The 26,219-nt window shown below is 48.5% G+C and carries 22 protein-coding genes and 1 riboswitch; of the genes, 1 reads left to right on the forward strand and 21 read right to left on the reverse strand.

What is annotated here, in order from left to right:
• Positions 1-29: 29 nt before the first annotated feature.
• From ribH to TOCE_RS08585, 21 genes are all read right to left on the reverse strand, one after another.
• Positions 30-509, reverse strand: coding sequence for a 6,7-dimethyl-8-ribityllumazine synthase (gene ribH / locus TOCE_RS08485; RefSeq protein ID WP_013276450.1), 480 nt, complete (start codon positions 507-509; stop codon positions 30-32).
• A gap of 22 nt (positions 510-531) precedes the next feature.
• Positions 532-1,734, reverse strand: a complete 1,203-nt coding sequence (locus TOCE_RS08490) for a bifunctional 3,4-dihydroxy-2-butanone-4-phosphate synthase/GTP cyclohydrolase II (protein WP_013276451.1) — start codon at positions 1,732-1,734, stop codon at positions 532-534.
• A gap of 40 nt (positions 1,735-1,774) precedes the next feature.
• Positions 1,775-2,422 carry a riboflavin synthase gene (locus TOCE_RS08495; RefSeq protein ID WP_013276452.1) on the reverse strand — a complete coding sequence of 216 codons (648 nt, stop codon included), beginning with the start codon at positions 2,420-2,422 and terminating at the stop codon, positions 1,775-1,777.
• Positions 2,407-3,528: a bifunctional diaminohydroxyphosphoribosylaminopyrimidine deaminase/5-amino-6-(5-phosphoribosylamino)uracil reductase RibD gene (ribD, locus tag TOCE_RS08500; protein WP_013276453.1), complete on the reverse strand. Its 1,122-nt coding sequence runs from the start codon at positions 3,526-3,528 to the stop codon at positions 2,407-2,409. The genes TOCE_RS08495 and ribD overlap by 16 nt, the downstream gene beginning before the upstream one ends.
• A gap of 69 nt (positions 3,529-3,597) precedes the next feature.
• A riboswitch (FMN riboswitch) is annotated at positions 3,598-3,743 on the reverse strand.
• Between the two features lie 154 nt (positions 3,744-3,897).
• The gene (locus tag TOCE_RS11720; protein WP_013276454.1) at positions 3,898-7,446 is read right to left on the reverse strand and encodes a glycoside hydrolase family 130 protein; all 3,549 of its coding nucleotides are present in this window, start codon (positions 7,444-7,446) and stop codon (positions 3,898-3,900) included.
• 11 nt (positions 7,447-7,457) lie between these two features.
• On the reverse strand, positions 7,458-8,483 hold the full coding sequence (locus tag TOCE_RS08510) for a hypothetical protein (protein ID WP_013276455.1): 1,026 nt from the start codon (positions 8,481-8,483) through the stop codon (positions 7,458-7,460).
• Positions 8,476-9,636 (reverse strand): glycosyltransferase family 4 protein, encoded by a 1,161-nt coding sequence (locus TOCE_RS08515; protein ID WP_013276456.1) that lies wholly within the window; start codon positions 9,634-9,636, stop codon positions 8,476-8,478. Before TOCE_RS08515 ends, TOCE_RS08510 begins: the two co-directional genes overlap by 8 nt.
• Before the next feature lie 266 nt (positions 9,637-9,902).
• A complete protein-coding gene (locus TOCE_RS08520) occupies positions 9,903-10,649 on the reverse strand; it encodes a MerR family transcriptional regulator (RefSeq protein WP_013276457.1) in 747 nt (248 codons plus the stop codon).
• Positions 10,650-10,764: 115 nt separating this feature from the next.
• The gene (locus TOCE_RS08525; protein ID WP_013276458.1) at positions 10,765-11,997 is read right to left on the reverse strand and encodes a family 4 glycosyl hydrolase; all 1,233 of its coding nucleotides are present in this window, start codon (positions 11,995-11,997) and stop codon (positions 10,765-10,767) included.
• 104 nt (positions 11,998-12,101) lie between these two features.
• Positions 12,102-13,028, reverse strand: coding sequence for a transketolase family protein (locus TOCE_RS08530; RefSeq protein WP_013276459.1), 927 nt, complete (start codon positions 13,026-13,028; stop codon positions 12,102-12,104).
• Positions 13,029-13,068: 40 nt separating this feature from the next.
• Positions 13,069-13,896: a transketolase gene (locus TOCE_RS08535; RefSeq protein WP_013276460.1), complete on the reverse strand. Its 828-nt coding sequence runs from the start codon at positions 13,894-13,896 to the stop codon at positions 13,069-13,071.
• A gap of 36 nt (positions 13,897-13,932) precedes the next feature.
• On the reverse strand, positions 13,933-14,784 hold the full coding sequence (locus tag TOCE_RS08540; protein ID WP_013276461.1) for a YitT family protein: 852 nt from the start codon (positions 14,782-14,784) through the stop codon (positions 13,933-13,935).
• Positions 14,785-14,789: 5 nt separating this feature from the next.
• Entirely contained in the window at positions 14,790-15,530 is a 741-nt protein-coding gene (locus TOCE_RS08545; protein ID WP_013276462.1) for a WecB/TagA/CpsF family glycosyltransferase, read from the reverse strand.
• A 43-nt stretch (positions 15,531-15,573) separates the two neighbouring features.
• The gene (gene csaB, locus TOCE_RS08550; protein ID WP_013276463.1) at positions 15,574-16,665 is read right to left on the reverse strand and encodes a polysaccharide pyruvyl transferase CsaB; all 1,092 of its coding nucleotides are present in this window, start codon (positions 16,663-16,665) and stop codon (positions 15,574-15,576) included.
• Entirely contained in the window at positions 16,658-18,592 is a 1,935-nt protein-coding gene (locus TOCE_RS08555) for a DUF5693 family protein (RefSeq protein WP_013276464.1), read from the reverse strand. Before TOCE_RS08555 ends, csaB begins: the two co-directional genes overlap by 8 nt.
• 61 nt (positions 18,593-18,653) lie before the next feature.
• Positions 18,654-19,106, reverse strand: a complete 453-nt coding sequence (locus TOCE_RS08560) for a hypothetical protein (protein ID WP_013276465.1) — start codon at positions 19,104-19,106, stop codon at positions 18,654-18,656.
• A gap of 128 nt (positions 19,107-19,234) precedes the next feature.
• Positions 19,235-20,333 (reverse strand): peptide chain release factor 2 gene (prfB, locus tag TOCE_RS08565; RefSeq protein ID WP_013276466.1). Its coding sequence is split into 2 segments (ribosomal slippage): positions 19,235-20,263 and positions 20,265-20,333, totalling 1,098 coding nucleotides; the frame shifts between segments, so codons are not numbered across the junction.
• A gap of 70 nt (positions 20,334-20,403) precedes the next feature.
• Complete coding sequence (gene secA, locus TOCE_RS08570; RefSeq protein ID WP_013276467.1) at positions 20,404-22,905, reverse strand: preprotein translocase subunit SecA; 2,502 nt, start codon at positions 22,903-22,905, stop codon at positions 20,404-20,406.
• Positions 22,906-22,969: 64 nt separating this feature from the next.
• Complete coding sequence (locus TOCE_RS08575) at positions 22,970-23,548, reverse strand: DUF5317 domain-containing protein (RefSeq protein ID WP_041423915.1); 579 nt, start codon at positions 23,546-23,548, stop codon at positions 22,970-22,972.
• On the reverse strand, positions 23,535-24,794 hold the full coding sequence (locus tag TOCE_RS08580; RefSeq protein ID WP_013276469.1) for an HD-GYP domain-containing protein: 1,260 nt from the start codon (positions 24,792-24,794) through the stop codon (positions 23,535-23,537). The genes TOCE_RS08575 and TOCE_RS08580 overlap by 14 nt, the downstream gene beginning before the upstream one ends.
• A gap of 260 nt (positions 24,795-25,054) precedes the next feature.
• On the reverse strand, positions 25,055-25,720 hold the full coding sequence (locus tag TOCE_RS08585) for a hypothetical protein (RefSeq protein WP_013276470.1): 666 nt from the start codon (positions 25,718-25,720) through the stop codon (positions 25,055-25,057).
• 244 nt (positions 25,721-25,964) lie between these two features.
• Here TOCE_RS08585 and TOCE_RS08590 point away from each other — a divergent pair, with 244 nt between their 5' ends.
• Positions 25,965-26,204 (forward strand): FeoA family protein, encoded by a 240-nt coding sequence (locus tag TOCE_RS08590; protein ID WP_013276471.1) that lies wholly within the window; start codon positions 25,965-25,967, stop codon positions 26,202-26,204.
• Positions 26,205-26,219 lie beyond the last annotated feature (15 nt).

Below are 26,219 nucleotides of genomic sequence, written 5' to 3' on the forward strand. Positions count from 1 at the left end.
AATATCTTCCCGTCAAACAAAAAAAGCGGCTATTCGCCGCTTCGGGGTAGTAATTTCTTAAGGTTAGCCATCTCTATGGCCGTCAGGGCAGCATCCCAGCCTTTATTCCCCGCTTTTGTGCCCGCTCGCTCCACCGCCTGCTCTATGGTATCGGTGGTCAGGACGCCGAAGATGGTGGGCACCCCTGTTTCGAGAGATACCAGGGCAATCCCTTTGGATACTTCGGCCGCGACATAATCGAAATGAGGCGTTGCACCTCTTATAACTGCACCCAGGCAGATCACCGCATCGAAGCGCTTGCTCTCGGCCAGCATTTTTGCCGTCAGAGGTATCTCGAAGCTCCCAGGCACCCAGTAAATCTCGATGGCCCCGTCGGCGGCGCCGTGGCGCACCAGGCAGTCGAGAGCCCCTTCCAGCAGTTTACCGGTAATAAATTCGTTGAAACGGCCGACGACGATGCCGAATCTCAGGTTTTCGGCTGTGAGTTTAGCTTGGAAAATTTTTGGCATTTTTAATTCCTCCTCCTTTTAACTATAGCCAGTGACCCATTTTTTCTTTTTTGGTTTCCAGGTACTTGGCATTGCTCTCGTTAGCCGGGATTTTTAGCGGCACTCGCTCCACTATCTCTAGGCCGTAACCCGAAAGGCCCACCACTTTTTTGGGATTATTGGTAAGAAGGCGCATCTTCTCAACCCCAAGGTCCCTGAGTATCTGTGCACCTATGCCGTAATCACGAAGGTCGGGAGGAAACCCCAGCTGTATGTTTGCCTCCACCGTGTCGAATCCCGCATCCTGCAATTCATATGCTCTGATTTTGTTGGCAAGCCCTATACCCCTGCCTTCCTGGCGCATGTAGAGTATCAGGCCTTTCCCCTCCTCCTGGATCAACCTCATTGCTGCCCTCAGCTGCGGGCCGCAGTCACAGCGCCGGGAAGAAAAAACATCCCCGGTCAGGCATTCCGAGTGCACGCGCACCAGGGGTACATCGCCCTTCTTTATCTCCCCCTTCATGAGTGCCAGGTGGGTCTCGGCAGTTACTATGTCTTCATAGCATATCAGCTTAAAATCGCCGTAATCGGTGGGCAGCACCGTCCGGGCCACCTGCCGCACCAGCTTTTCTCTCGATTTTCGGTACCTGATGAGGTCTTCTATCGTAATTATTTTCAACCCCCTTTCTTTTGCAAACCTCATAAGGTCGGGGAGCCTTGCCATTGTGCCGTCGTCCTTCATTATTTCGCAGATAACCCCCGCCGGATAAAGCCCGGCCAGCCGGGCAAGATCGACGGCTGCTTCGGTGTGACCAGCCCTGCGCAGCACTCCGCCGTCCCTGGCTATCAGGGGGAATATATGGCCCGGCCGGCGCAGGTCCTGGGGCTTTGTGGATGGGTCGATCAACGCCTTTACCGTATCGGCCCTGTCGTAAGCCGATATGCCCGTGGAATTTCCCACGTAATCCACAGAAACCGTGAATGCGGTGCACATATTGTCGGTGTTGCTGCTCACCATCAGGGGAAGGTCCAGTTCTTTCGCCCTTTTTTCCGTTATCGGGACGCATATCAGGCCGCGGCCGTAAATTGCCATAAAGCTTATGGCTTCCGGCGTTACCTTTTCCGCAGCCATAACCAGGTCTCCTTCGTTTTCTCGGTCCTCGTCGTCGACGACGATTACCATCCTGCCCTGTTTAATGTCCTCAATCGCTTCCTCAACGGTATTAAATTCAAATTCTCGCGCCATCGGTTTTCTCCTTCCTTTCAACCAAAAAGTCCGGCACCGGCTAAAAGCCGTAAAACTTGAGCATTTCAGCGGTGAGGCCTTTCCCCGAATCGCTCTCCCGCATGGTCAACAGGAACTCCCTCACGTACTTCCCTATAATATCGGTTTCGAGGTTTACCTTATCTCCCGGTTTTTTATACTGGAGGGCTGTAGCTCTGAGGGTATGGGGTATAATTGAAATCATAAAACCATGTTTTTTCACCCCCTGGACGGTCAGGCTGATGCCGTCTACGGCTACGGAACCCTTAGGGACCACATATTCCATAAGCTCCAGCGGCGCACCTATCTCGATCACTACCGCATTTCCTTCCGGGTGGGATTTCAGGATCTTGCCGACCCCGTCCACATGACCGAGGACAATGTGTCCACCGAACCGGCCTCCTGCTTTCAACGCCCTCTCGAGGTTTACGCGTTTGCCCGCCGAAAGTTCGCTCAAGGCTGTGCTTCTGAAGGTTTCCGGCATTACGTCGGCCACAAAAAAATCATTCCCGACATCCCTGGCGGTCAGACATACCCCGTTGACCGCAACACTGTCGCCGACCCTGAGGTCTTCCAGAACTTTTTTGCACGATACGGTGATCATGGCTCCCGAAGAAGACCCTACAAGCTTTGTAACAACTCCTACCTCTTCGATTATCCCGGTAAACATGAGTCTTCCTCCCTTTTCAGGTCCGGATATGCTTCCAGCAAAAGATCGCCGCCTATCGCATCTATCGAATGAAATTTAAACCGGGGTGCCTGGCTGAGCCGGTCAACATGAAGTTTGCCGACAGAATCAATCCCCTCCCCGCCTATTACTACAGGGGCGACGAAGACCAGCAGCTTATCCACCAGATTCCCTTTTATTAGAGATGAGGTAAGGGTAGACCCTCCTTCCACGAGTACACTGGTTATCCCCATACCGCCGAGGATCTCCATCAGCCGGGACAGGTCCACCCTGCCTTCGGCCGGGGGCACTTTTATCACTTCCACACCCCTCTCCTTCAGAGCACTCACCCTTTCGCTGTCAGCCCTCTCCGTGGTGGCGAGTATTACCCGACCGCCCTCGCATCTCAGCATCCGCGCGTCGGGGGGCATCCGGGCTCCGGAATCCACAACTATCCTGACCGGATTTTTCCTTTTTTCCGGCAGCCGGCAGGTGAGGAGGGGATCATCGGCCATCACCGTGCCAACGCCCACCATTATTGCGTCGTACCAGCTCCTTAACTCGTGGGCTTTTACCCTGGCGGGTTCCCCGGTAATCCACCTGGATTCGCCCGAAGCCATGGCGATCTTGCCGTCAAAGGACTGGGCTATTTTTGCCACAACGAAGGGTTTGCCGGTGATGATGTATTTTATGAACACCTCGTTCAATTTTTTGGCCTCTTCTTCGAGCACCCCGACTACCACCTCGATACCGGCTTCTTTCAAGCGCTTTATGCCCTTACCGGCAACCAAAGGGTTAGGATCGGCCATAGCAGCCACAACCCTTTTTACACCAGCCCTTATTATCGTATCAGCGCAGGGAGGTGTTCTGCCGTAATGGCAGCAGGGCTCAAGGTTTACGTAAAGCTCCGCCCCCCTAGCCCTTTCAGCCGCCTGGGCTAAAGCTTCTACCTCGGCATGGGGCTCTCCGGCCTTTCTGTGGTAGCCTTCGCCGACTATCTCACCGTCCTTTACCACTACGGCGCCTACCATGGGGTTCGGACTGGTAGTGCCCCTGCCTTTCTTCGCCAGATCCAACGCTCGCCTCATGAAGAAAACGTCTCGTTCCATAAACACCTCCGCAATTTATAAAAAAAATACCCTGATGTCCTCAGGGTATTTTGGCTAAAAAATAATTAAACCAGTCTTCTCCCATCCAGACTTTACTGTCGGCTCCGGAATTTCACCGGATCTGCCTTGCGGCTCGCGGGCTTAAGGCTTTCGCCTATCACCGCCGGTCAGGAATTGAAGGCTAAACGCCTTCTCACCTTGCCCCGAAGACTTTCGGAATGAATTTCATATTTAATTAACTTAATGATAACATAAAAATTTGAGAATTTCAATACTCTGAAAGTTAATAACGATAACCTGGGTGACAATAAAAATAAAGCCGGGCTATCGCCAACCGGCCGGATCGGCGACAGCTCACGGCTTTTAACATTACACCCTGACATCGGCTATCCTTTTCAGCCGGCGCCTTACTTCTTCCGGTATCAGATCGCCTACTTTACCGGTAGCAACGCAGATGCTCGTATCCGCCGCACCGTAATACACCAGGATCTCGTCGTTTTCATCCAAAATCTCCTTATCTTCAGCTGGTACCGCTCCGCATGTAAACACCACGTTGGGAACCCAGCATTCACCCTCCCTGCCGAGTTCGCACTCGGTCTCCGGAGAAAGAATCGGATTGGGCGAACGATAGAGCACGCGGCCCGGGTCCTTCAGGTCGACCAGGATAACCCCCAACCTGTACACCATCTGATAGTCGACCCCATGGTATATCAGGAGCCAGCCGTACTTGGTCTTTATGGGCTGGGCTCCCGCTCCTATTTTCAGGGAATCCCACATCATCCCGGAACGGGGCCCGATTATTATCTTATGGCCTTCATGCGGCCACGGGAAGACCAGCTCATCGGAATAGGCGACCCATATACTGGGTTCGATCCGGTGGTATATGACGTAATTTCCCCCTATCTTTTCCGGGAACAAAATAGCGTCCTTATCCCAGAGTCCCGGGAAGGCAAGCCCCCTTCGCTTCCACCTGTCAAAGTTGCGGTTAAGAAAGTCCTCCACGGAAATTGACGCGGCGGCTATCTGTGCCACGATCCCATCGTAAGCGGTGTAAAACATTATAATCTCGTCGTCTATTATCACTACTCTGGGGTCTTCGCAGCCCTTTATTTCTTCGTTGGTCTCGGGGACAAATATGGGCTTATCTAGCCTTTCTATCACGTTGTAGCCGTCGGTAACGGCCAGGCCTATCCTGGAGACCTCATCCTGCCCGAAAGCTCTGTACAGCAGGTAGACCCTATCCTTAATCCTGAGAGAGGCGGCGTTCAGCACGTACCTGCTCTCCCACCAGTGCTCCTTGATGGGATTCAAAATCGGGTTTCTTTCGTACCGTGTCAGCATCCCGGCAGGCGGCCAGTCCTCCAGGTCCTGGATTACTACTTCTTCCTTAGGGGGCTTTACGCCCAGAAGCACGTCCTTCAGGTCCTGGCTTTCCCTTCCGAGGGCGATTAGCTGAAAGACCTGTTGCATTATTTCCCCGGGGTCGTATCCCATTTCTCTATAAATCTCTTCCAAAAGGTCATGGTTAAACCAGTCCCTTTCAACGTACAGCGAGAGCGGGGTGGGGACTCCTTCGCCGCCTTTGAAACTGAAACTGGCCCAGGTCCATGCAGAACACGGTAAAAAGGTGCCGTCGTGCAGGGTAAGGCTGAGTCCGTAGCCCTCAGCCATAGCCATGAGCTTGTGTGCCTCTTCTTCCTTGCCCTCTTCGGCGATATTTTTGGCAAACTTCCTGAGCCTCGCCACGAATTCCCGCTGATGCCAGTTTTCGAATATCTGATGGGCTGAAAACACTTCCTTGCTGTAATGCCGGGTTATGGAGTTTACGAATTTCCGCCCGACTTCTCTGGGCTCCCTGGCATAATTTTCCCAGATGCGGGAAAAATGCTCGGCTTCGATAATGCTCTTGGCTATCCTGGTAAAATAGCGCAGTTTTGGGTATTTACCCCCCATTCCCCTACCGAGGTTCACTACCGCTATCCGCGCAGTCAGCCGGTTATAATCGGAAATATCCCTTACTTCGTTCAACCCTGGGAATCTGTTCCTGCTTAAAATCAAGGGCAGAAGCTCCACTTCTTCAAAACTATCGGGGCGCAGGTTATCCTGCAACCATTCGTAAAGGCGGTCAAAGTACTCAGCTTTCTCGGTAAACCGGGCGAGGGTCAGGATATCCCTGACATCCATGTTGTCCAGGAGTTCCCTCATGCTGCGAAAATTCAATTTAACCAGCAGATTTCTGGGGGGAAATTCGTAGAGCAGCCTGCGAAGGATCTCCCATTTCACGCACAGCACTTTCCTATGGGGGAATATTTTGAAGAGGTTTTCACACATTTTCAGCGTGCCCTCTTCGGTGGAAAGGTCCCCGGGAAAAAGGCTGTCTATGGTTTTTTCAAGTTCAGCCATGAAACTTTCAAAACCGCTGATGATCTTCTTCGGATCCTCTTCCTTTTTGTTCAGGATTTTCGCGATATAATTTTCAAAGGCCGCTTTGTATTTTCTTTGAAGCCTTTTAAAGATCTCGTTCGGGTAAACTTCTCTGCCCCGGTAGCCCCTCAGCTTTTTCGGGAGGACGATGGGGACCCCCGGAATGAACTCCAGGTAGTCCAGCGGGGTAATCTTCGACCTCGTCCTAACGGCCCGGTTTTTCCATCTGGCTCTGAAGTCGCTACCGTTTTCTATAAAAGCCCGTTCCTGTTCTTCGTAAAGACTTTGGACTTTGGAATAAACAACATCCCTCAAATCAATGCCGGTAATCTTTAAGGCCGCTTCCAGGGTTTGTATCTCTTTGATGTATCCTGCAACCCTGCCGTCGTACACCCCTGACAGCGCATCCAGGACATCCTCCCGGGACACGTCGTCCCGGAAGGAGTACGCCAGCAGGAACTCGTAGATGACTTTAGCCCATAATTCCGGCGGAAATTCGAAAACATCATTTTCCATGGAGGCGAGTTTCTCCAGGGCACCGTACAATTCACCGGCAAGTATTCCCCTGAAGAGACCTTTATAGTGTTCGAAGCTCTCCTTGAAAGATGCGACGAAACTATCATAATTGCAGGCCACCGTAAGAGGGACTTGTTTTTCTTCCAGTCCAAGTACATCGAGCTTTTTTACCAGATCCCTGTCTTTTAGCCATATATCCTCATCTCTAATTATGCACTCGAGAAGAGCTCTGGCCATTGCCTTGAACACTATGGTTCTCTTCTCGAAATCCTGCTGCGAAAGCTTCACTCCCAGATTTACCTCGCATATTCTTTTTCCCCAGCGAAGAGCCGTTGTTATGAGCCAGGGGTTTATACCGTACCCTCCAACGTGTTCCTGGCACTGGTCGAACTCCGAGCAGTAATCCTCCACTAGGTCGTGGGAAATGGCAAAGATGCCGCTCAAGGGGTCTGATATACGAACACCGTACAAAGCTGTAAGCAATGGCGATACCAACAGGCCGCCGGTGGTATTTTCAAAGGGATGACGCCTGAAATTTGCAATAACAAGGTCGTACTCTTCCCTCACCGGTTTGTATAGCCTGTCTATAGAGGCAGGTCTAAGTCCACGATCCTCCTCTTTTTTCAAATCAGCCTCCAGGAGGAGTACATCCGATTCTAAAAAACGGGCCACTTCGAAAATGGCCCTTATGCTGAATCCCCTACCGTTGACCCCTTCGGGCATCAAAAAGACGATGAGATCATCTTCTTTAAAACCCTCCATAAACTCCAGAGTTTCTCTGCCCGCAGGGTCCCCGGCACACACTATCAGTTTGGAAACTCCACCGAAATTCAAACTTTCTTTTGCTATCCGAACAACTTCCTTCAGGGTTTCCTTTTCGTTATAAAACGGGATGCCTATTACGACATCCACCTTGTTTTTACCTTCGATAAGCTGTTTTATGCTTTCCAGGGTATCGTAGAAAAGTCTTGATTCCACGATTCCTCCTCCTATACCGCCGGAATAGACACCATCTCTTCCCTGTTCTCTATACCTTTGAGAATCTGATGGGCCAGCAAAAAGGAAATGAGCGCTTCAGCTCCCTGGTTCTGGTTAACACCATGGGGAGTTAAAGCATCGTGACAGCCCTGAGTCTCCCGGTTGATGAGGGGTATTTCGTTTATATTTTTGCCCCAGTACCAATCGTAGGCTACCTTCGCCTTGAGAACGTATTCTTTTTCCCCGGTCGACAGGAACGCTTGCAGGCAGGCCAGTATTACGGAAGCTGCGTCTACCGGCTGCTGGTCGTATAACGGCATTTCGCTCTCCTTCTGCCACCATCCCCTGTTGCCGACTATATTGAGATAGCCTCTTTTGAAGAGGGCATCGGTCAGAAATCTCAGGGTATTTCTGGCCACTTCCAGTACCTTCTTATCGTTACTTATAGCATAAAAGGCAAAAAGGGAATGGGGGAGGAGGGCATTACAGTACGTTAGTTTTTCTTCAAACCACTGCCAGCTATTCGTATGGCATTCTTCGTATAATTTAACAAGTCTGTTAGCCATATCTTTGGCAGCAGGATACAGTGCCGAGTAAAAATTAAAATTGTTTATTAGGTAAACCAGCCCCAGCAGCACGTAGGCCACAGCCCTGGGAGATTGAACATTCAACGCCTTTTTCATACTTTTTAATATCATTTTTTGACTGGCCAGCTTTATATCCTCCAGGTCGCTGTTCGCAGCGAAACTAGCCGCCATGAAGGCGCGGCCTATGCAGTCTTCAGAATTAAGTACAGGCACGAACCGGTCCTCCAACTTCAAGTTGTTCCAGATGCCGCTTTCCTCCTGAGCCTGTTCCAGGAAGCTGGCGTATATCCGGGATAGCTTTTCCCTCTCCTTATCCTTCATGTTGATGGCTACTAATAAAGCCCTGGCATTATCGTCGACGGTATATCCACTGCTTTTTAAAGGCCGCGACTTATCCGAGAACTGGATTATGCCCGTGGAGTCGGTCATTCGAAGCAAGTGCTTATACATCTTTTACCGCACTCCTCCTGTAATTGGGCTGCAGGATTTCCTCTATGATTTCCACGTAGCTTTTGGCAACCTGAGGCCATGTCATGCTCTTCCCTAGGTTTGCAGCCTTCTTCTCCAGCTGACTTTTCAAAAGAGGGTCGCCCAGCACCATATCTATTAGACGGGCCAGTTCACCGGAATCAGCATCGGACGCTACAAGTCCCCTGCCATTAGCCAGCATCTCCAGCGAGTAGTCGTAAGGTGTCGAAACTATAGCCCTGCCGCATCCAATGGCGTAGGAAAGTGTACCGCTTACCGCCTGGTGCCTGCCCGGGTAGGGCGTCAGATAAACGTCGGTCATGTAGAGAAAGTCTCCTAGTTCTTCAAAACTTAAAAATTTGTTTGCAAAGCGCACGTTGTCATGCAATTTGAGCGAATCTACTAGTTCTTCCAATGACTCCCGATACACTTCTCCTTCTCGCATTTTAAGCTTGGGATGGGTCTCGCCAACCACCCAGTAAACAATATTCGGGTACTTTTCCTTTAAAATAGCAACAGCCCTTATACCCAGTTCTATGCCTTTACCCGGCCCTATAAACCCGAAGGTCGTAATCACAGGTCGACCGGCTACTCCGTAGGCCTCCTTCAACCTCTCCCGGGGCTTTTTACGGAATACCGGTACGCCGTGGGGTACTACGTATATTTTGTTCAGCGGTATTCTGTAAACTTCGTAGAGAAGTTCGGCCGAGCGCCGGGTCATACATATTACGGCCGCGGCCTTGCGTCCCAGCTTCATCAATATGCTCTTTTGGCTTACCGTTGGCTGGGACAGCACTGTATGGGTATTCAGTATAAAGGGCTTTTTCAGGTGTGCCACAAAATCAAGGACATAGCTGCCGTCACAGCCGCCAAATATTCCGTATTCGTGCTCAAGAAGCACTGCGTCCATGAAAGCCGCATTGATAAATTCGGCCGCTGAGATAAAATCGTCCTTCTTCTCCTCATGGAGTTCGAAGGCTACTTCCTGTGGATATGAATACGGCGTTTCATTGTCGGTAATGGCCAGTATTTTTACGTCTTGCCCCCACATGGTAAGATTGTCCCTGAGATCCTTTGCAAATGATGCTATACCGCACTCCCGAGGCGGATAGGTGGATAATATAGCTAAATTCATAAACATCCCTCGCTTTTTATTGTATAATGAGAGGACATTACTTTCGCAGGTAACCGGGTCATTTTTATTATACATTTAAACAGGCTATATTATCCAACTCAAGGCGTTATAGCATCAATTGCCATAAATTGGAGTGTGTTCTGTTTTTATCAAGTAGTAACCTAAGAAAATTAAAACTCTGATGGTGCATCAGAGTTTTTATTCGGCGTTATCCATTTCTAATAATTAAAAATATACAATTTTAATATTTTGTCAAGTGTCTTATCTTATTTTTTGCTATCCGCGAAGATTGCCATGGCATCGCGCATAAATTTCGCTAAACCTTCCCCAAATCGATCTATGTTTTTAGTGAAGCGGTCATCATCCACGTACATTTGACCTAATCCTTTGAATGCCTCAGGAGAGTAACAACCAAAGTTTTTGTTCAAAAAGTCATACCATTCTTTAATTGCCGCTTGTGCCTCTTCTGATTCAGGCGAACCATGACGAAGGGCTGCAAGTTTTTTAAAGATCGAATCCATCGCTTTCGCCATAGCTTCTTGCTCATCTTGAGACTTACTCCCTATTTTGGCGTTTGCTTTATCGACAGCTTCATCTCCCCAAAGTTCGCGGGCTTCCTGTTCGTATGGATTACGGCTAAAATCGAAACCTTCAAATTTTTCTTTGTTCGTCATTTGAATTTCTCCTTTCATATGCTTAATCGTTTTGTCAATGGTAGCAATCATTTTATCGAGCCGCCTGCGTTTTTCAAGCAACATTTTTCGTTGCAGTACCAGCGCCTTGTATCGATCAAATGAAGGACTATTGATCATTTCTTTGATTTTCTTTAAAGGGAAGCCAAGCTCTTTGAAAAATAGGATCTGTTGTAATTTCTCAAGGTCATCATCGGTGTAAAGGCGATACCCGGATTCAGTAGTCTCCTCTGGAGTTAATAGCCCGATTTCATCATAATAATGCAGCGTGCGCACACTAATTCCAACTAAATCCGCAACTTCTTTCACTCTCATTGCCATCGTTGTGGCCTCCCTTCAGCGTTCATTATAAAGTATTACGTAACGTAAGAGTCAACATCAAATTTGAAAACAATGCATCGGATGTAAAAAAAAAGTGGATACCCATTCCACTCACTTAAAAGCCCATTTTCCTATTTCCTTCTAGAATGCTTTCTAAGACCAACTTTGCTTTATCGTAGGATCGTATATGCGGATGAATCATCAAAGCTTCCATTAAAGTGTCGTAATCATTGTTCAATATCCCCTTGACCGCTAGGTCTTCATATGTATCCATCTGGAATATCATAGCTTTCACGGATTGAGGTATATCCCTCACCGGAAGGGGCTTTGCAACACCCCTCTTCACCAGGCAGCCCACTTCGATAACGGAGTTTTCTGGCAAGAAATCCAGGGTAGAACCGTTCCTTACATTGAGGATGTGGTAGCTCCAGTTGTCATCATTCAAAGCCTTTATATATTCGACAATATACCTGTACCATTTTACGGAACGCCTGTTCAATAAGTTCAAAACTTCCTCGATGTCGCCGGATTGTATATTTCTAAGAATCTCTCCCTCCAGCGATATAAGTTCTCTAGCCTTCACCGGCTTCGATCCTTCTAAAAATCTTTCGGGATGAAAATAGTACTTCAGGTAGGAAATAGGAACCGCCCCGTGAATTCTCACTATTTCCTTATCTATATTAACGTCTATATTCTCAAAATTATCAATTACGGTGCGCGTCACATCTACGCCTTTATGGTACACTTTGTTTATCCATCCGAAATGGTTCAGGCCGTAATATTCGGCGAATATTTTTTCAGGCTTAGTATGCAGAAAGGAAGCAATGCTGTTAATCAAATTTTGCGGCATGTCACACAGGCCTGTGGCATTTACTTTATGACGATAATTTATTGCCCTCAATACCATTCCACACGGATTAGTAAGCACTATTAGATTTGCCTTTTTATTGTATTGTTCAACTTCTGCGGTTATTTGGAGCATTACGGGAATCGTCCTCATGGCGTTAGAAAGGCCACCGGGGCCGACGGTTTCTTCCCCCACTATGCCGAACTTACGAGGGAATTCTTCGTCAAAAGCTCTGGCTTCCAGGCCTCCAACTCTTATTTGGCAAATAATCACATCCATACCGGATATTGCTTCAATCCGGTTGTCAGTTGTGTGTATCTTTATATCCTGGCCGCTCTTTTTTACTATGTATTCACAAACGGTTTTAACAGCGTTTAATTTCTCAACAGACCGGCCGTTAAGAACGATCAAGTCTAGATTCAGGTAATCATTTAACATGGTGATCTCATTGACCAGGATGGGAGTGTATACTCCGCTACCTCCGATTATTCCGATCTTCAATTTTTTACCTCCTTCCTTGATTAAAAGGTTATTCATTTCCGACGAAAATATACAGCCGCTGTTATTTCCGAATTGACGGAAATAACAGCGGCCAACTTAAGTCATTACCGTCTCAAAGATCTTGCAGCCTTGGCAATATCCTCCGCCGTCAGGCCGTAGACTTTCATTAGTTCTTCGGGCCTTCCGGACTGTCCGAATACGTCGCGAAGGCCTATCCTCTTCATCGGAGTTGGCTTTTCCTCCGCGAGTACTTCGGCCACGGCGCTCCCTAAACCGCCGACTATTGAATGTTCTTCGGCGGTGACTATTGCTCCGCATTCGGCTGCCTGCATAATTACCTCTTTATCAATCGGCTTTATCGTGTGAATGTTGATGACCATAGCGTCTATACCGTCTTTTGCCAGCATCTCGGCTGCCTTCAGCGCTTCGGCCACCATTGTACCGGTTGCGATCAGGGCAACGTCTTTACCGTTTTTGAGGATGACGCCTTTGCCCGGTTCAAACTTGTAATTTTCATCGAAGATGGGCTCCACCGGGTGGCGGCCCAGTCTCAGGTATACGGGGCCCTTTAGCATAGCAGCCGCTCTTACCGCCTGCTTTGTCTCAACGGCATCGGCCGGGGCGATGATCGTCATGTTGGGCAAAGACCTCATAATGGCAATGTCTTCCACGGATTGGTGGGTGGCTCCGTCTTCGCCGACGGTAATACCAGCATGGGACGCTGCGATCTTTACGTTAAGGTTGGGGTAGCATATAGAGTTTCTTATCTGTTCAAAGGCTCTGCCGGTGGCAAATACGGCAAAGGTGCTGGCAAAGGGGATCTTGCCGCAGGTGGCCAATCCCGCCGCCGTACCCATGAGGTTTTGTTCGGCTATCCCCATGTTAAAGAAGCGCTCGGGGAATTTTTTTGCAAATACGCTGGTCTTGGTGGATTTGGAAAGGTCCGCATCCAGAACCACTATGTCCTTTATTTCTTCGCCAAGTTCGGCGAGGGCTTCACCGTAAGCTTCACGCGTGGCTATTTTGGGCATTTTTAAACCTCCATTCCATTTTAATGATGATAAGCTTCGGTTACTGCTCAAGAGCCTTCAGGGCCTCTTCCGCCTGCTGGCGGGACGGGGCTTTCCCGTGCCAGTCAACCTGGTTTTCCATAAACGGCACTCCCTTACCCTTTACCGTCTTTGCGACTATCACCGTGGGCCTGCCTTTTGTGTTCACGGCTTCTTCAATACCCCTTATTATGTCTTCGAAATCGTGGCCGTCCACGTCTACGACGTTCCAGCCGAAGGCTCGGAACTTATCCTGGATTATTTCCGGCGACATTACTTCCGCTATGGGGCCGTCTATCTGCAAGCCGTTGTGGTCGACGAATGCCGTAAGGTTGTCCAATTTGTAATGGGATGCAGCCATTGCCGCCTCCCATACCTGGCCCTCTTGGAGCTCCCCGTCTCCGAGGACGGCGTACACCCTGTAGTCCTTTCCGTCAAGTTTTGCTGCGATGGCCATTCCGTTTGCTGCAGAAAGCCCCTGTCCCAGAGAACCGGTGGTCATGTCGACCCCCGGCGTCTTTTTCATGTCAGGATGTCCCTGCAGCCTGGAATTTATTTTTCTCAAGGTAAGCAGTTCTTCTACCGGGAAATAGCCTTTTTCGGCCAGAACCGCGTAAAGCGCAGGGGCCGCGTGGCCTTTTGAGAGCACCAGCCTATCCCTTTCGGGCCAGTCGGGATTTTGGGGGTCTACTTTCATCACATGGAAATAAAGGGCAACGAGGATGTCGCCGCAGGATAGTGACCCGCCGGGATGGCCCGAACCGGCTTCTGAAGTCATATCTATGATATGCCTTCTCACCCTGCGGGCTATTGCTGTTAGTTCTTCTACTTTTTCTCGGGTTATTGCCATTTCCTAATCACCTCGGTAATTTTTTTTTATTATCATCTATTTATTATTATCAATCAGCGTAAATCCTTCCCCCAGCACTTCGTGAACGTCGTGGACTATTATAAACGCTCTGGGGTCTATATCCCATATTATCTTCTTCAGCTTTGGAAGCTCCAGGCGGGTCACGGCGCACATTAGCACATCCCTGTTTTCTCCAGTGTAACCTCCCTTTGCTTCGAAAAGGGTGATGCCCCTGCCCAGGTCTTCCAGTATCCTCTTCTGGATCTCATCATTCCTGTCGGATATTATGTATACGGCTTTTGCGTAATTTATACCTTCCTGGACTATATCTATGACCTTGCTGCTGACGTAAAGGGCTATCCAGGAGTACATCGCAAGCTCCCAGTTGAAGGAAACCCCGTTCAGGGCGATGACAAAAAAGTCAATAATGAGTATACCCTGACCTATGCTGACCGAAGGTAAAAAATGGTGCATCAGCATGGCAGCTATATCGGAACCGCCGGTGGACGCCCTGGTCCTGAATACGAGCCCGAGTCCCAGGCCCAGGACTATTCCGCCGTAAACGCTGGAAAGCAACAGATCTCTCGTCAGCACCGGGAAATTCTTCGTGAGTTCGGTGAAAACCGAAAGCAGCACGGTGCCCAGAACAGTTTTTGCGCCAAAACCGGAGCCGAGAAAAACTACTCCGGCTATAAAAAGGGGTATGTTGAAGGCGAGCATTGTCCAGCCCACCGGCAGGCCGAAGAGATAGTGGAGCACCGTGGCTAAACCGCTAACTCCTCCTGCGGCCACCTTATTAGGTATCAGGAACATGGTAAGGCCAAGGGAGCCTATAAAAGTACCCAGCGCAATTAAAAGATAATCGTAAACCTGGGCTTTCAGCCTCATTATGCTCACTTCCCTCTTCTAAAAATTACATTAAAAAGAAACAAGGGAAGAACGCTCATCCTGCGAAACCTTGAGGGCTGGGTTATGAGCCTGTATAACCACTCGAGCCCCGCCCTTTGCATGAATACCGGAGCCCGGCGGACCTTCCCCGATAGCACGTCGAGGCTCCCCCCGACCCCCATGGCTACCCTGCACCGGAGTTTATCCCGGTTTTTCGCCATGAATATTTCCTGCTTAGGGGCTCCCATAGCCACAAACAATATATCCGGAGAAGCCTCATTTATTATGCCCACGACCTTTTCCTCGCCCGACTCGTCAAAATAGCCGTGGTGAGTTCCTGCGACCCTAATGCCCGGAAATTTCTTCTTTATGTTTTTTGCGGCGTCCTCCGCCACCCCCGGTTTTCCTCCCAATAAGAAGATTGAAAGTTTTCTGTCTGCCGCCATCTTCAGAAGTTCCATCATGAGGTCAAAACCAGTGGTTCTCTGTTCAAGAGGGCGGCCCAGTAACCTGGATGCCAGAACAACACCTATGCCGTCGGGTAAGGAAAGGTCGGCGCTGTTTACAGCATCCTTCAATTTTTTGTTTTTCTGGGCGGCCATAATGATTTCTGCATTGGGTGTTACCACAATTTTGGCGCCCGGAGACTCCAAAAATTCCATAATCCGCTGGCTTGCCTTATAATAATCAACTCTATCCAATAATATTCCCATAATATCAATTTCATCGTTGATATCCGGTTGCATTGTTCTTCCTCCAGTAAATAAGCGGTAGTTTATGCGGTGAGTTTTACTGATTCAGACACCTTATGGCAAGTTTTGCAGACTGCAGTGCCCTTTCTTTCAAATTAGTCATTACCGACCGCTCCTGGGGAGTCTGCCCCTCCCTTAATCTAGCCCTTACCAGTATATGCAAGTCATTCAGGTTGATATCCTCGACCTTTAGGGCCGGCGGTGCGCCGATGAGCCGTAGGAACCGGTCAACCTTTGGGTCATAAGACAGGCCCACCACGGGCCTGCCGCACGCCGCCGCCATTATGAGAGAATGCAGTCTCATACCCACCATCATACTGAGGCAACCCGTGACCGACAGCATTTCTTCCACAGTAAGGGGCCTTTTTAGCAGTACCGCCTCCGGTCTTTTCATAAGCTGAATTGCCTGTTTCGCCGCATCCAGATCTTCCGGATGATGAAAGGGTATAAAAACGGGCAAAGCGCCTTCTTCTATCAGCCTGTCGGCCAGACCTGCAACGGCGGGAAGGTATACCTCTTCCCCCTTCCAGCAGCGCAGGGCAAGCCCCACCAGCGGCCTGTTCAAATCCGCTCCAGCCTGCCGCAGCAGGGCAATTCCACGGTCCTTATCCACTGTGGAAAGATCCAGGCCGAGAACGGGGTCGGCGGTGACGACAACGGGAGGCCGGCTTACTCCGAGGTAACGAAGATCCTCAGCCGACTCCTCATCGCGCAAGGTTATATAATCTACAGTCTGTACCACACGCCTTACCAGCAACCGGGCCCATGCCCGGTTAACCGGGCCAAAGCCCTGGGCGTAAATAAAGACCTTTTTCTTAAAAGTTCTTGCAAGCGAAATCACACCAAGGTAGTAGAGCAAAGAAAGGGGACTTGTTACATCCTGCAAGAGGCTTCCACCGCCGCTTATCAGCATATCCGCTTTTTTAAGAGCTCCGGCCACCTCTGACAATTTCCAGCGATTCACCGCTTTTACCCCGTACAGGCTCTCGGTTTTTTTGGGATTGTTAGAAAGGACCGTTATTTTAAGCTGAGGAGCCTCATGCCGCAGGGCGGAGACTATAGCATAAAGTACCGCCTCATCGCCCAGGTTATCGAAACCGTAATATCCGGAAAGTACCACCTCAGCCATCCTGCCACCTCTTCTCCAAACACCGGCACAGCCGGAACACTGCTATTAAAACTAGGCCTGCCATTGTTCCCAGGATAAGCCCGTTAATGCTTCGGACAAAGGAGATGATAAACGGTGTGTGAATGTGAGCAAAAGTATTGACCATAGAAACCTGGCCTATACTGGCCAGAATTAAGATGGGCAGATATCTGTGATCCCTGTAACCCAGGCAAAGGAGCACAAGCATTAGTGGATGGCCTATTAAAAACTCCTTGGTCCTGGGTCTCACGCCCAGCGCTCGGTCGAGCAGAGCCCGAAATTTAAGCTCCAGAGCGCTGACCCCCACCGCCCCTTCATTGCCGGTGCGGGTTAAATAGACAATACCCACCACCGCCAGCGCCGCCGCCAGCAGTAAATATTTTACCAGCACCGGCTGGTCCATGAGCTTTTTCAATCTTTCGCCGGGTGTTCCTTCACCGTAAAGTATGAAAAAGGCGCAGGCCACGAAAAGTACCGGAAAGAGATAGGCCACTTTTACTCCACTGAACTGCTGCAGCTTGAGCATAAAGGAAGTATCGGCAAGAACCCCGGACACCATCAGTGCCCCCATCAGGGAAAAAACCGTCATCTGTGACATACGAAGCACGGCTTGCCAGGGCTTGAGGGCCTGCCGGGGCACCAGGCATATAATGGAAAGTGTGGGGAAAACTATAACGGAAGCCAGGGCAACCATTTTGCGGGCCAGCAGCGGAAAAGCAAAAAAAGCCAATGCAAGGCCTAAAACCCCGATAGCGGTTAACCCGGCGAGAATGGAAGTCCGTTTAATTCCAAGCTTTTCCAGAAACAGCATGCCGCCCGCCAATGGTCCTAAACCTATCAAAAAAAGCAGTATTGGGCTATGATGAAATGGCTCAAAGGGGCGCGGTATCGTCCCGTTCCCCGCTTCTAATTGCAGACCGGCAGTTTTAAGCCTTGTTACCACCTTTTCCATGTAACCGGCATTTATTTCAAAACGTCTTTCAACATCAGAGGCAGGCAAAAATTTCAAAAACAATATACGTATATTTCTCTCTCTTGCAGCAAGGGTCAGGCGGTCCACCAGTTCCTGCGGCTCGATAGTCTGCATTTCTTCGTCGGTCACACTGTGCATTCGGATCACGCGCTGGTCTAACAGGGTAGCCAGTTTATCGAAACCCCGCTGGTTGTAAAACTCCACCTGACCGAGCGTAAGCCGGTACCTGTTCATCTCTTCGGCCAAAACCGGAAGGTATTCCGGATAACCCAGAACCTGCTTTTTTTCGAAGAGGACCGCACTTATATTCTTTCCCGTCAGTGTAAGATCTTTTATGGCGAAACGTATTCCCCTTTCGTTCACATTGGGCCAGTCTTTCAGCATGAAAACGGAGTGAAAGCCCATATTTTCCAACTTTGCCACGTTTTCACGGTCAAAACCCACTCCAATCCCCTCTACCAGAGATGGACGCATATCTAACGCTATGGCATAAAATCCGTTTCTTTCCGGCAGCAACGCCATCTTTTCCCCGCCGAGTTTTTCCGTCAGATGATGCTTCACCCGCTCTTTTACATCGGCGTCGGCAGTCACTATGTAAGTCTCGCCCCCGTTAAACGGCAAATTCTCCCGCCACCCTAAAAGCATCATCTGCTGCCGGTTGGCAATAAAAATGCGCCCGTCGTCGGCCAGGTCCTTGAGGCTTTCCTCTTTATAAAGCACGGCATTGACTTTTGCCTTCTCTTCAAATAACCGAGCGACCTCTTCAACAGTTGTTTGCCGTTCCTGTGCCATATTTTTCAGGTCGGCGTAAGACAGGGCACCGTCCACCATATTATGGGTATTTTCCGCCCTCATGCGGGGAAGTAAAGCCACCCCCGAGGAAATTATTGACATCGCTAAAAGTAAAACAAACAGGGTTCTCAGCCATTTCTCCAAAAATATCTCCCTCCTAAAAATGCTAAAAAAAGTATAACACCATTCATTTTCAATGTAAAGTTTACCGTTTAACGGTAAAATTGCCCCTCACCATAACGACAACGTTACTTTTAGCGGTAATGCCCCGGCCGTCATCCCGCGGGACAATAAGAAGGTGATTGGCCGGTACAATTTCATCCTTTTTTATATCTTTACCAGCGGTAACGTCAGCAAGACCGCCACCGGCGCCGTCCACTATTACCGCCTGACCGCTCCGCAGTATGATTTCCGTCCCCATGTCACCCACAAGCTGCTGTCCCGGAGACAGGTTAACAATTTCCGGACTTACGGAACCTCCGGTCCCGGAATTTATTGACTGCTGGATGTTTGAAAATAGCTTGTCCACATAACTTTTTGTAACTAGCGGATCGCTTTCGGACCCCGGCTCGCCCACATCAGCCCTGCCGGTCATGGAAAAAATCATAAAAACGGTCACTGTAGCTAAAATCAAAAAAATTTTTCCCATTTTATTCATCTTAAATACCTCCATGTTTATTTTTACATAATATATTTCGACAGAATTCAATATTGTCCTCTAATATACAGGGTACAAAGATAAAATGGTATAAATAATGAGCCGTATTAACCGGCTCATCAATTTTTTTATTTTGCCATTGATTTTAAATACGCATTTATAAACATATCTATCTCCCCGTCCATTACGGCCTGGACGTTGCCAACCTCCACATTGGTCCTATGGTCTTTCACCAAGCTGTAGGGGTGAAAGACATACGACCTTATCTGGTTGCCCCAGGCAATCTCTTTCTGTTCCCCGCGCAGTTCGTTTATCTTCTTCTGCTGTTCTTCAAGGTACAGATTAAAGAGTTTCGCCCTCAAGAGCTTCATGGCCGTATTCCTGTTACTCTGTTGCGAGCGTTCGTTCTGGCAGGTAACCACGATGCCCGTGGGTATATGGGTAATCCGGACCGCCGACTCGGTCTTGTTTACGTACTGGCCGCCCGCCCCACCGGACCTGAAGGTCTCTATCTTTAAGTCCTCGGGTTTTATTTCTACTTCTATATCGTCTTCGATCTCGGGGATGACATCGACGGAGGCAAAAGAGGTATGCCGCCTCCCAGCTGCATCAAAGGGGGATATTCTCACGAGCCGGTGCACGCCCTGCTCCGACTTGAGATAGCCGTAGGCGTAAGGGCCTTCTACGAGTATCGTAGCGCTCTTTATACCAGCTTCTTCTCCCGGCAGCATGTCCAGGACCTTGACCTTGTATCCCTTGTCTTCAGCCCAGCGGGTGTACATGCGAAGCAGCATCTGCACCCAGTCCTGGGCTTCGGTACCACCGGCTCCGGCGTGGAGCGAAAGTATTGCGTTGTTTTTGTCGTACCTACCCCTCAGCAGTGTCTTAAGCCTCATTTCCTCGAATTCCTTTTTGAATTCCTCGGCTTCAGCGGATATTTCTCCGTAAAGTCCCTCGTCATGGTCCTCAATGCCGAGCTCTATCAGCGTCATGAGGTCTTCCCATTTTTTCTTTATAGCCTCGAATTTCTCTACTGTTTCTTTAAGCTGATTCAAAGTCTGTAGGATTTTCTGTGCCGCCTGAGCGTCGTCCCAGAAATTCGGGGTAAGGGTCTTTTCTTCCAGCTGAGCTATTTCGCTTTTGAGCCTGTCGATTTCAAAGAGCATCCCTCATCTCTTGGATGTGCGGTTCAAAGGCCTCAATTTCACTCCTTATCTCTTCGAGCACCGTTATCGCCTCCTATTTCAACTGAAGTTTGCTTCAGATTTAAGTCAGGCACCAAATTTTATTATATTGCCTACCTCCCGCAGCACTTCTTGTACTTCTTTCCGCTGCCGCAGGGGCACGGATCGTTCCTACCTACTTTTGCGCCCTTTCTCACGGGCTGGGGCTTTTCACCATCCCCGTGGGAGTATGAAAGGTTGCGAGCCACTTCCCGCCTCTGAGGCGCGGTTTTCAGCTGCACCCTGAACAGATACCTAAGCGTATCCTCCTGGATGCTCTTAATCATCTCCTGGAACATCTCGTAGCCTTCGATCTTGTACTCCACTAGCGGGTCCCTCTGTCCGTACGCCCTGAGGCCGATGCCTTCGCGGAGCTGATCCATGGCGTCGATGTGGTCCATCCACTTCTGGTCCACAACCTTGAGCATTATCACTTTCTCCAGTTCCCGCATGGTTTCATCGCCGATTTCGGCTTCTTTCCGCTCATAAGCTTCCAGGGCCCTGTCCACCAGCAAGCGCCTGATTTCTTCCCTGGTCGTCTCCTCAGGATTTATCGCGTTAAGGACATCCTTTATGGTGAATATATCCGCATAGTATTCGGCTAGGCCTTTTAGATCCCACTCTTCCGGGTGGATCTCCTTGGCGGCGTATATGTCCAGCAGCCGGTTTACTACATCTTCAATCATCTGCTTTATGCTGTCTTTCAGGTTTTCCTGTTCCAGGACCTTGCGGCGCTGAGAATATATTACTTCCCGCTGGGTATTCATGACATCGTCGAATTCGAGCACGTGCTTCCTTATATCGAAGTTCCTTGCTTCAACCTTTTTCTGTGCGTTTTCTATGGCTCTCGTTATTAGAGGATGTTCTATGGGTTGGTCATCCTCCAGGCCCAGGCGGTCCATCAACCCCTTGATGCTGTCGGAGCCGAAAAGCCTCATGAGGTCGTCTTCCAGTGAAACGTAAAACCTGGAAGAACCGGGATCACCCTGGCGGCCCGAACGGCCCCGGAGCTGATTGTCAATACGCCGAGATTCGTGCCTCTCGGTGCCGATTACGTGCAGGCCCCCTAGCTCGGCTACACCTTCTCCCAGCACGATATCGGTGCCGCGTCCGGCCATGTTGGTGGCAATTGTTACCGCTCCCCTCTGGCCCGCCTTTGCTATTATCTCGGCCTCTTTCTCGTGGTACTTGGCGTTCAGCACCTGGTGCGGGATACCTCTCTTCTTCAGCATCTCGCTCAACATCTCTGACTTTTCTATCGATACGGTGCCTACCAGCACCGGCTGGCCCCTCCGGTAACAATCTTCGATTTCCCGCACCACCGCCTGGAATTTGGCCTTTTCGGTCTTATATACTACATCCGGGTAATCCACCCTTATCATCGGTTTATTGGTGGGTATCACCACTACGTCCATACCGTAGATCTTCCTGAATTCCTCTTCTTCGGTGGCGGCGGTACCCGTCATTCCTGCCAGTTTCTTGTACATGCGGAAGTAATTCTGGAAGGTTATGGTAGCAAGAGTCTTGCTCTCGCGTTCAACCTTGACCCCTTCTTTAGCCTCGATGGCCTGGTGCAGGCCTTCGCTGTACCTGCGGCCGTACATTAGCCTTCCGGTGAACTCGTCGACTATTATAACCTGCCCGTCCTTCACCACGTAGTCCCTGTCCCTTTTCATAAGGGCATGGGCTTTTAGGGCTTGGTGGAAATGGTGCAGGAGCTCCATGTTTTCCTCGTCGTAAAGGTTGCTGACCCCCAGGAATTCCTCGGCCTTTTTTATGCCCTTTTCGGTGGGAATCACACTGCGGGCCTTCTCGTCAACGACATAGTCCTCACCAGGTTTTAATCTGGGCACAAAACGGGCAAACTTATAGTATATGTCCGTGGATTCCTCGGCCTGACCTGATATTATTAGAGGTGTACGAGCTTCATCTATGAGTATGCTGTCGACTTCGTCGATGATGGCGTAGTTTAGCTCCCTCTGGACCATGTGTTCCTTAAAAAGCACCATGTTATCCCTGAGATAGTCGAACCCGAACTCGTTGTTTGTACCGTAAGTTATATCGGCGTTGTACGCCCTCTTTCTCTCCTCGTAATCAAGCCCGTGGACTATCAAGCCCACCTCCAGCCCGAGGAATTTATAAATCGACCCCATCCACTCGCTATCGCGCCGGGCAAGGTAGTCGTTCACGGTAACCACGTGCACTCCCCGCCCGGTCAGGGCGTTCAGGTAGGCCGGCATCGTGGCCACAAGGGTCTTCCCTTCGCCGGTTTTCATCTCGGCTATTCGCCCCTGGTGCAGCACTATGCCCCCCATCACCTGGACGTCAAAGGGCCTCATACCCAGGGTCCTCTTTGCCGCCTCCTTGACAACAGCGAAAGCCTCGGGCAAAAGGTCATCCAGGGTCTCGCCGGCGGCCAGCCTATTTTTAAACTCGTTGGTCTTCTCTCTAAGCTGGCTATCGGAAAGCACCTTTATTTTGGACTCCCAGTCGTTTACTTTTTCCACTATGGGGGTTAACTTTTTTATCTCTCTATCGTTGGAATCGCCGAATATTTTTTTCAAGACCCCTAACATATTATCACCTCAAGAAATTTCCGAAAAAATTTATAAGGAACCTTTTTTGCAGGTTCCTTTCTATTCATCTTCCTTTAATTTTACCACTTGACGACATCTTTTTCAACATAGCCTCCTGAATCAGAATGAATACTCCCGCCGCCATCAACAGGTCACCAATACTGAATACCCGGGGGTTCGGATACGGCCTGGGCAGAGGTATGATATCCCCGAGAATCGCCAATCTGGTTGAGGGAGTAAGGGCAGTATGGTATAGGTAATCCGGGTTGAATAGATCGGCCTTGTAGTCCTGAAGCCCTGCCGCGTCGACAGCCCAGAGAGATACTGGCATTTTGCCGCCGTTGGCAACTATGACCAAAAAGTTCAGAAATACTCCAATCGCAACGGGCCTCAGCGGCTTTATATGCCAGTTTGAAAATAGGCCGCATAACAGCAGCGTATAGGAAATTATTGAAATTGCTATTATGTGATTTGAGGCAAATTCTTTGAGCGAACCTTTTAAAAACAACGGCATGTATCGGATAATAAACGAGGCAAATATGATCTCCAGCCTTCTTAATGGGATTTCGGAAAGTCCCTTTAAATTTCCCTTTCTTAAAAACCCTATTATAAATGAAATTATCATAAAATCAATCAAAAGCATTTTCCCGGATTTTCTCCCTTTCCAAGACTTTTTTTAACGCCTTTATAACAGCAGGCCGGAACTGTACTCCGGAGTTTCTTTCCAGTTCAGCCAGTGCATCCTTAGGATTCCACGCTTTACGGTAAGGCCTGTCCGTCGTCAGGGCGTCGAACACATCGGCTACGGCTATTATTTGCGCCCCCAGCGGAATTTCCTTACCCTTCAGCCCCATCGGATAACCGCTTCCATCCATCCTCTCGTGATGGTACATAATAAAAGAAGAAGCTTGAGCCAAAAAGTCAACGTTTTTTACGATACTAGCCCCCAATGCGGGATGGGTTTTTATTTTGGAGAACTCGTCTTCGGAGAGTTTACACGGTTTATTCAAAATTTCCTCTGGAATCCCTATTTTACCGATGTCATGGAGTAATGCCGCATACTGTAAATGGCTGATGAAATCGTTGTCCATTCTTAATTCTTCCGCTATGGCCACCGCAAGTTTTGCTACTCTTTCGGAATGGCCTCTGGTATAAGGGTCCTTGGCTTCTATAGCTGTGGCCAAAGCCTGAATTGTTTCCAAATATACTTTTTTCATGTCCATGTAGAGTTTGAAAGAATGGCGTGCAACTAGGAGGGGGATAAGAAATAAAAGTAATCCTAATGCTCCATTGTTAATGTATATAATGGCTAGTAAAATGCCTAAGGGCGCAAGAGCTGCGTAGTTTGGCAAAGCCCATTTAAAAGTAGTCGAAAAAATATATTTAATCGATTTTTTGTATATTATTGTCAATGCTGTGGTGACTAAGCCAACATTTAATAAAAAGTACGTAATAATTAAAGCAATAAAACTGCTTAAATTTTCCTGAAGATTAATATTACCGGGAACACCGCCTAGTTTTTCATAGATATAGCCAGAACCAGCCACCATTATTATGTATATCCCAATATTAGTTATTTTTTTTAGAAAGGCATAATTAGGTACTCTATGCCTTATTTCACAAAGAAGCTCTGAAAAAAAAGCAACCCAAATGCTCGCCTTATACCCTAATACTAATATAGAACCGATGAAAACTGCGAAACCTACCGTAACTTCAGCATCATTTACCAGTTTAACCGGTAATATTTCTGCTAAGAAAGCAAGGCCGACAAAAATAACAAAAGTCTTTGTATCAATATGTAATAATGAATTTAAAGAATGTAACAAAAAAAATCCCGCAATAGCCATCAATAATATAAAAAATAAATTTTGTTTACTGTTTTTAATCATGTTTTTGTCACCTGATAAAAATGTTAATCAAAATATTAACTAACTCAAATTTAAATAAAATGAAGGGCCGACTGAAATAAATTATATTAACCTAACTTAAAATTAGCACCGCCGGCAAGGACAAGAGCCATCAATGCCAGCAATATCTTAACCAGAGTAGCATTGAATTTCATTTTTTACAGCCTCCTCCCTGTCTACGGTGCTCTGCTCCGCCGCTATTAGAGCAGGCCAAAAAAACCGCTTCGCTTCTGTCGGCCCTTTTAAACATTTTCAATCATTTTTTCTTTTATCAGAAAATTTATCCGGCGGTTTATGGCATTTAGCACCGCCAGGACAATACTCTCTGCTTTATCCTGACGGAAGAGAGCGGTTCCCAGAAAGGTCTCCTCATTCCCGTCCACAAGTATGGATATAAGTACGGCGATCGCCTCCTTATCACCGATTCTAAAGATATTAATATCTTCGAGGGTAATTATAAAATTACTGTTCAAGTACTGCTGAACGGCATCGATGGCGGCAAGGGCGACGAGCCTTAAAAATTGCTTAGAAGACCCGGCACCTGTGGTTCTGCCTTCGTATACACTGCCATCGGAGCCCTTCAAGGTTATCGTAATCTCGTAGCTGTAATTGGTTTTTTTCACATCTATACCATCTAACTTCAAACGGGATTCCGTTACAAGCTCTTCTTTGTTAAGCTGAGCCACACTTATTTTCTTATGATCTATTTCAGAACCGAAGGTCGCAATGAGTGCCGTCTCGATGTCTCTCACTATCTGTTTGGGATTCCTGTCGGAATTGGCCAGAACGTGGATCTCGGAAATATTTCCGTCAGGACTCGTTATGATTTTTGCAGAGACTATATCTTTGATCCTTTTTATGACTTCTTCATAATGCCTGATAATCTCATCTCTGTTCAGGTTTTCCAACTACGATCCCTCCGTCACATCCCATATATAAAATTCGACCATAATTTTCTAATTCCTTCTGAGATAGATAAATTTTATAAAAAAATAGCCTCAAGGGGCTTGTTTGAATTAAATATTCCCGGCTCTAGAATTTCCGGCACTGACCGAAACTTATAAATTTTTATTGGAACCGTTAACAGATCTTACTCATATCTTATAATTAAGAACACCCCGCTTTTTGTAAAAACAATAAAGGGGGCTCTGGATGGAGAAACATGTAATCACTCTTGATAAACTCCCGATCGGTAAAACAGGCAGGGTGGCGGCGCTTCTCAGCAAGGGGCTTTTCCGCCGCAGGCTCCTTGACCTGGGATTTGTCCCCGGAACGCCCATAACTGCTTATTTTACCAGCTTCACCGGTGACCCGACAGCCTACCGGATTCGGGGTACCGTCATTGCTCTGCGAAAAGAAGACGCGTCAAAAATACTGGTGATTCCCGAATGAAGTTCATAAGGTGAT

Source organism: Thermosediminibacter oceani DSM 16646 (genome assembly GCF_000144645.1).
In the GTDB taxonomy this organism is placed as follows: domain Bacteria; phylum Bacillota; class Thermosediminibacteria; order Thermosediminibacterales; family Thermosediminibacteraceae; genus Thermosediminibacter; species Thermosediminibacter oceani.

Coding starts and splice junctions, on each gene's coding strand:
- TOCE_RS08545 (WP_013276462.1), bottom strand. CDS start 15,530: ATGCAACCGGATATCAACGATGAAATTGATATTATGGGAATATTATTG.
- TOCE_RS08590 (WP_013276471.1), top strand. CDS start 25,965: ATGGAGAAACATGTAATCACTCTTGATAAACTCCCGATCGGTAAAACA.
- TOCE_RS08515 (WP_013276456.1), bottom strand. CDS start 9,636: ATGAATTTAGCTATATTATCCACCTATCCGCCTCGGGAGTGCGGTATA.
- TOCE_RS08575 (WP_041423915.1), bottom strand. CDS start 23,548: ATGCTTTTGATTGATTTTATGATAATTTCATTTATAATAGGGTTTTTA.
- TOCE_RS08560 (WP_013276465.1), bottom strand. CDS start 19,106: ATGAATAAAATGGGAAAAATTTTTTTGATTTTAGCTACAGTGACCGTT.
- ribH (WP_013276450.1), bottom strand. CDS start 509: ATGCCAAAAATTTTCCAAGCTAAACTCACAGCCGAAAACCTGAGATTC.
- TOCE_RS08540 (WP_013276461.1), bottom strand. CDS start 14,784: ATGAGGCTGAAAGCCCAGGTTTACGATTATCTTTTAATTGCGCTGGGT.
- TOCE_RS08535 (WP_013276460.1), bottom strand. CDS start 13,896: ATGGCAATAACCCGAGAAAAAGTAGAAGAACTAACAGCAATAGCCCGC.
- TOCE_RS08490 (WP_013276451.1), bottom strand. CDS start 1,734: ATGGCGCGAGAATTTGAATTTAATACCGTTGAGGAAGCGATTGAGGAC.
- TOCE_RS08495 (WP_013276452.1), bottom strand. CDS start 2,422: ATGTTTACCGGGATAATCGAAGAGGTAGGAGTTGTTACAAAGCTTGTA.
- secA (WP_013276467.1), bottom strand. CDS start 22,905: ATGTTAGGGGTCTTGAAAAAAATATTCGGCGATTCCAACGATAGAGAG.
- csaB (WP_013276463.1), bottom strand. CDS start 16,665: ATGGCTGAGGTGGTACTTTCCGGATATTACGGTTTCGATAACCTGGGC.
- TOCE_RS08520 (WP_013276457.1), bottom strand. CDS start 10,649: ATGGCAATGAGAGTGAAAGAAGTTGCGGATTTAGTTGGAATTAGTGTG.
- TOCE_RS08530 (WP_013276459.1), bottom strand. CDS start 13,028: ATGCCCAAAATAGCCACGCGTGAAGCTTACGGTGAAGCCCTCGCCGAA.
- TOCE_RS08580 (WP_013276469.1), bottom strand. CDS start 24,794: ATGATTAAAAACAGTAAACAAAATTTATTTTTTATATTATTGATGGCT.
- ribD (WP_013276453.1), bottom strand. CDS start 3,528: ATGGAACGAGACGTTTTCTTCATGAGGCGAGCGTTGGATCTGGCGAAG.
- TOCE_RS08510 (WP_013276455.1), bottom strand. CDS start 8,483: ATGTATAAGCACTTGCTTCGAATGACCGACTCCACGGGCATAATCCAG.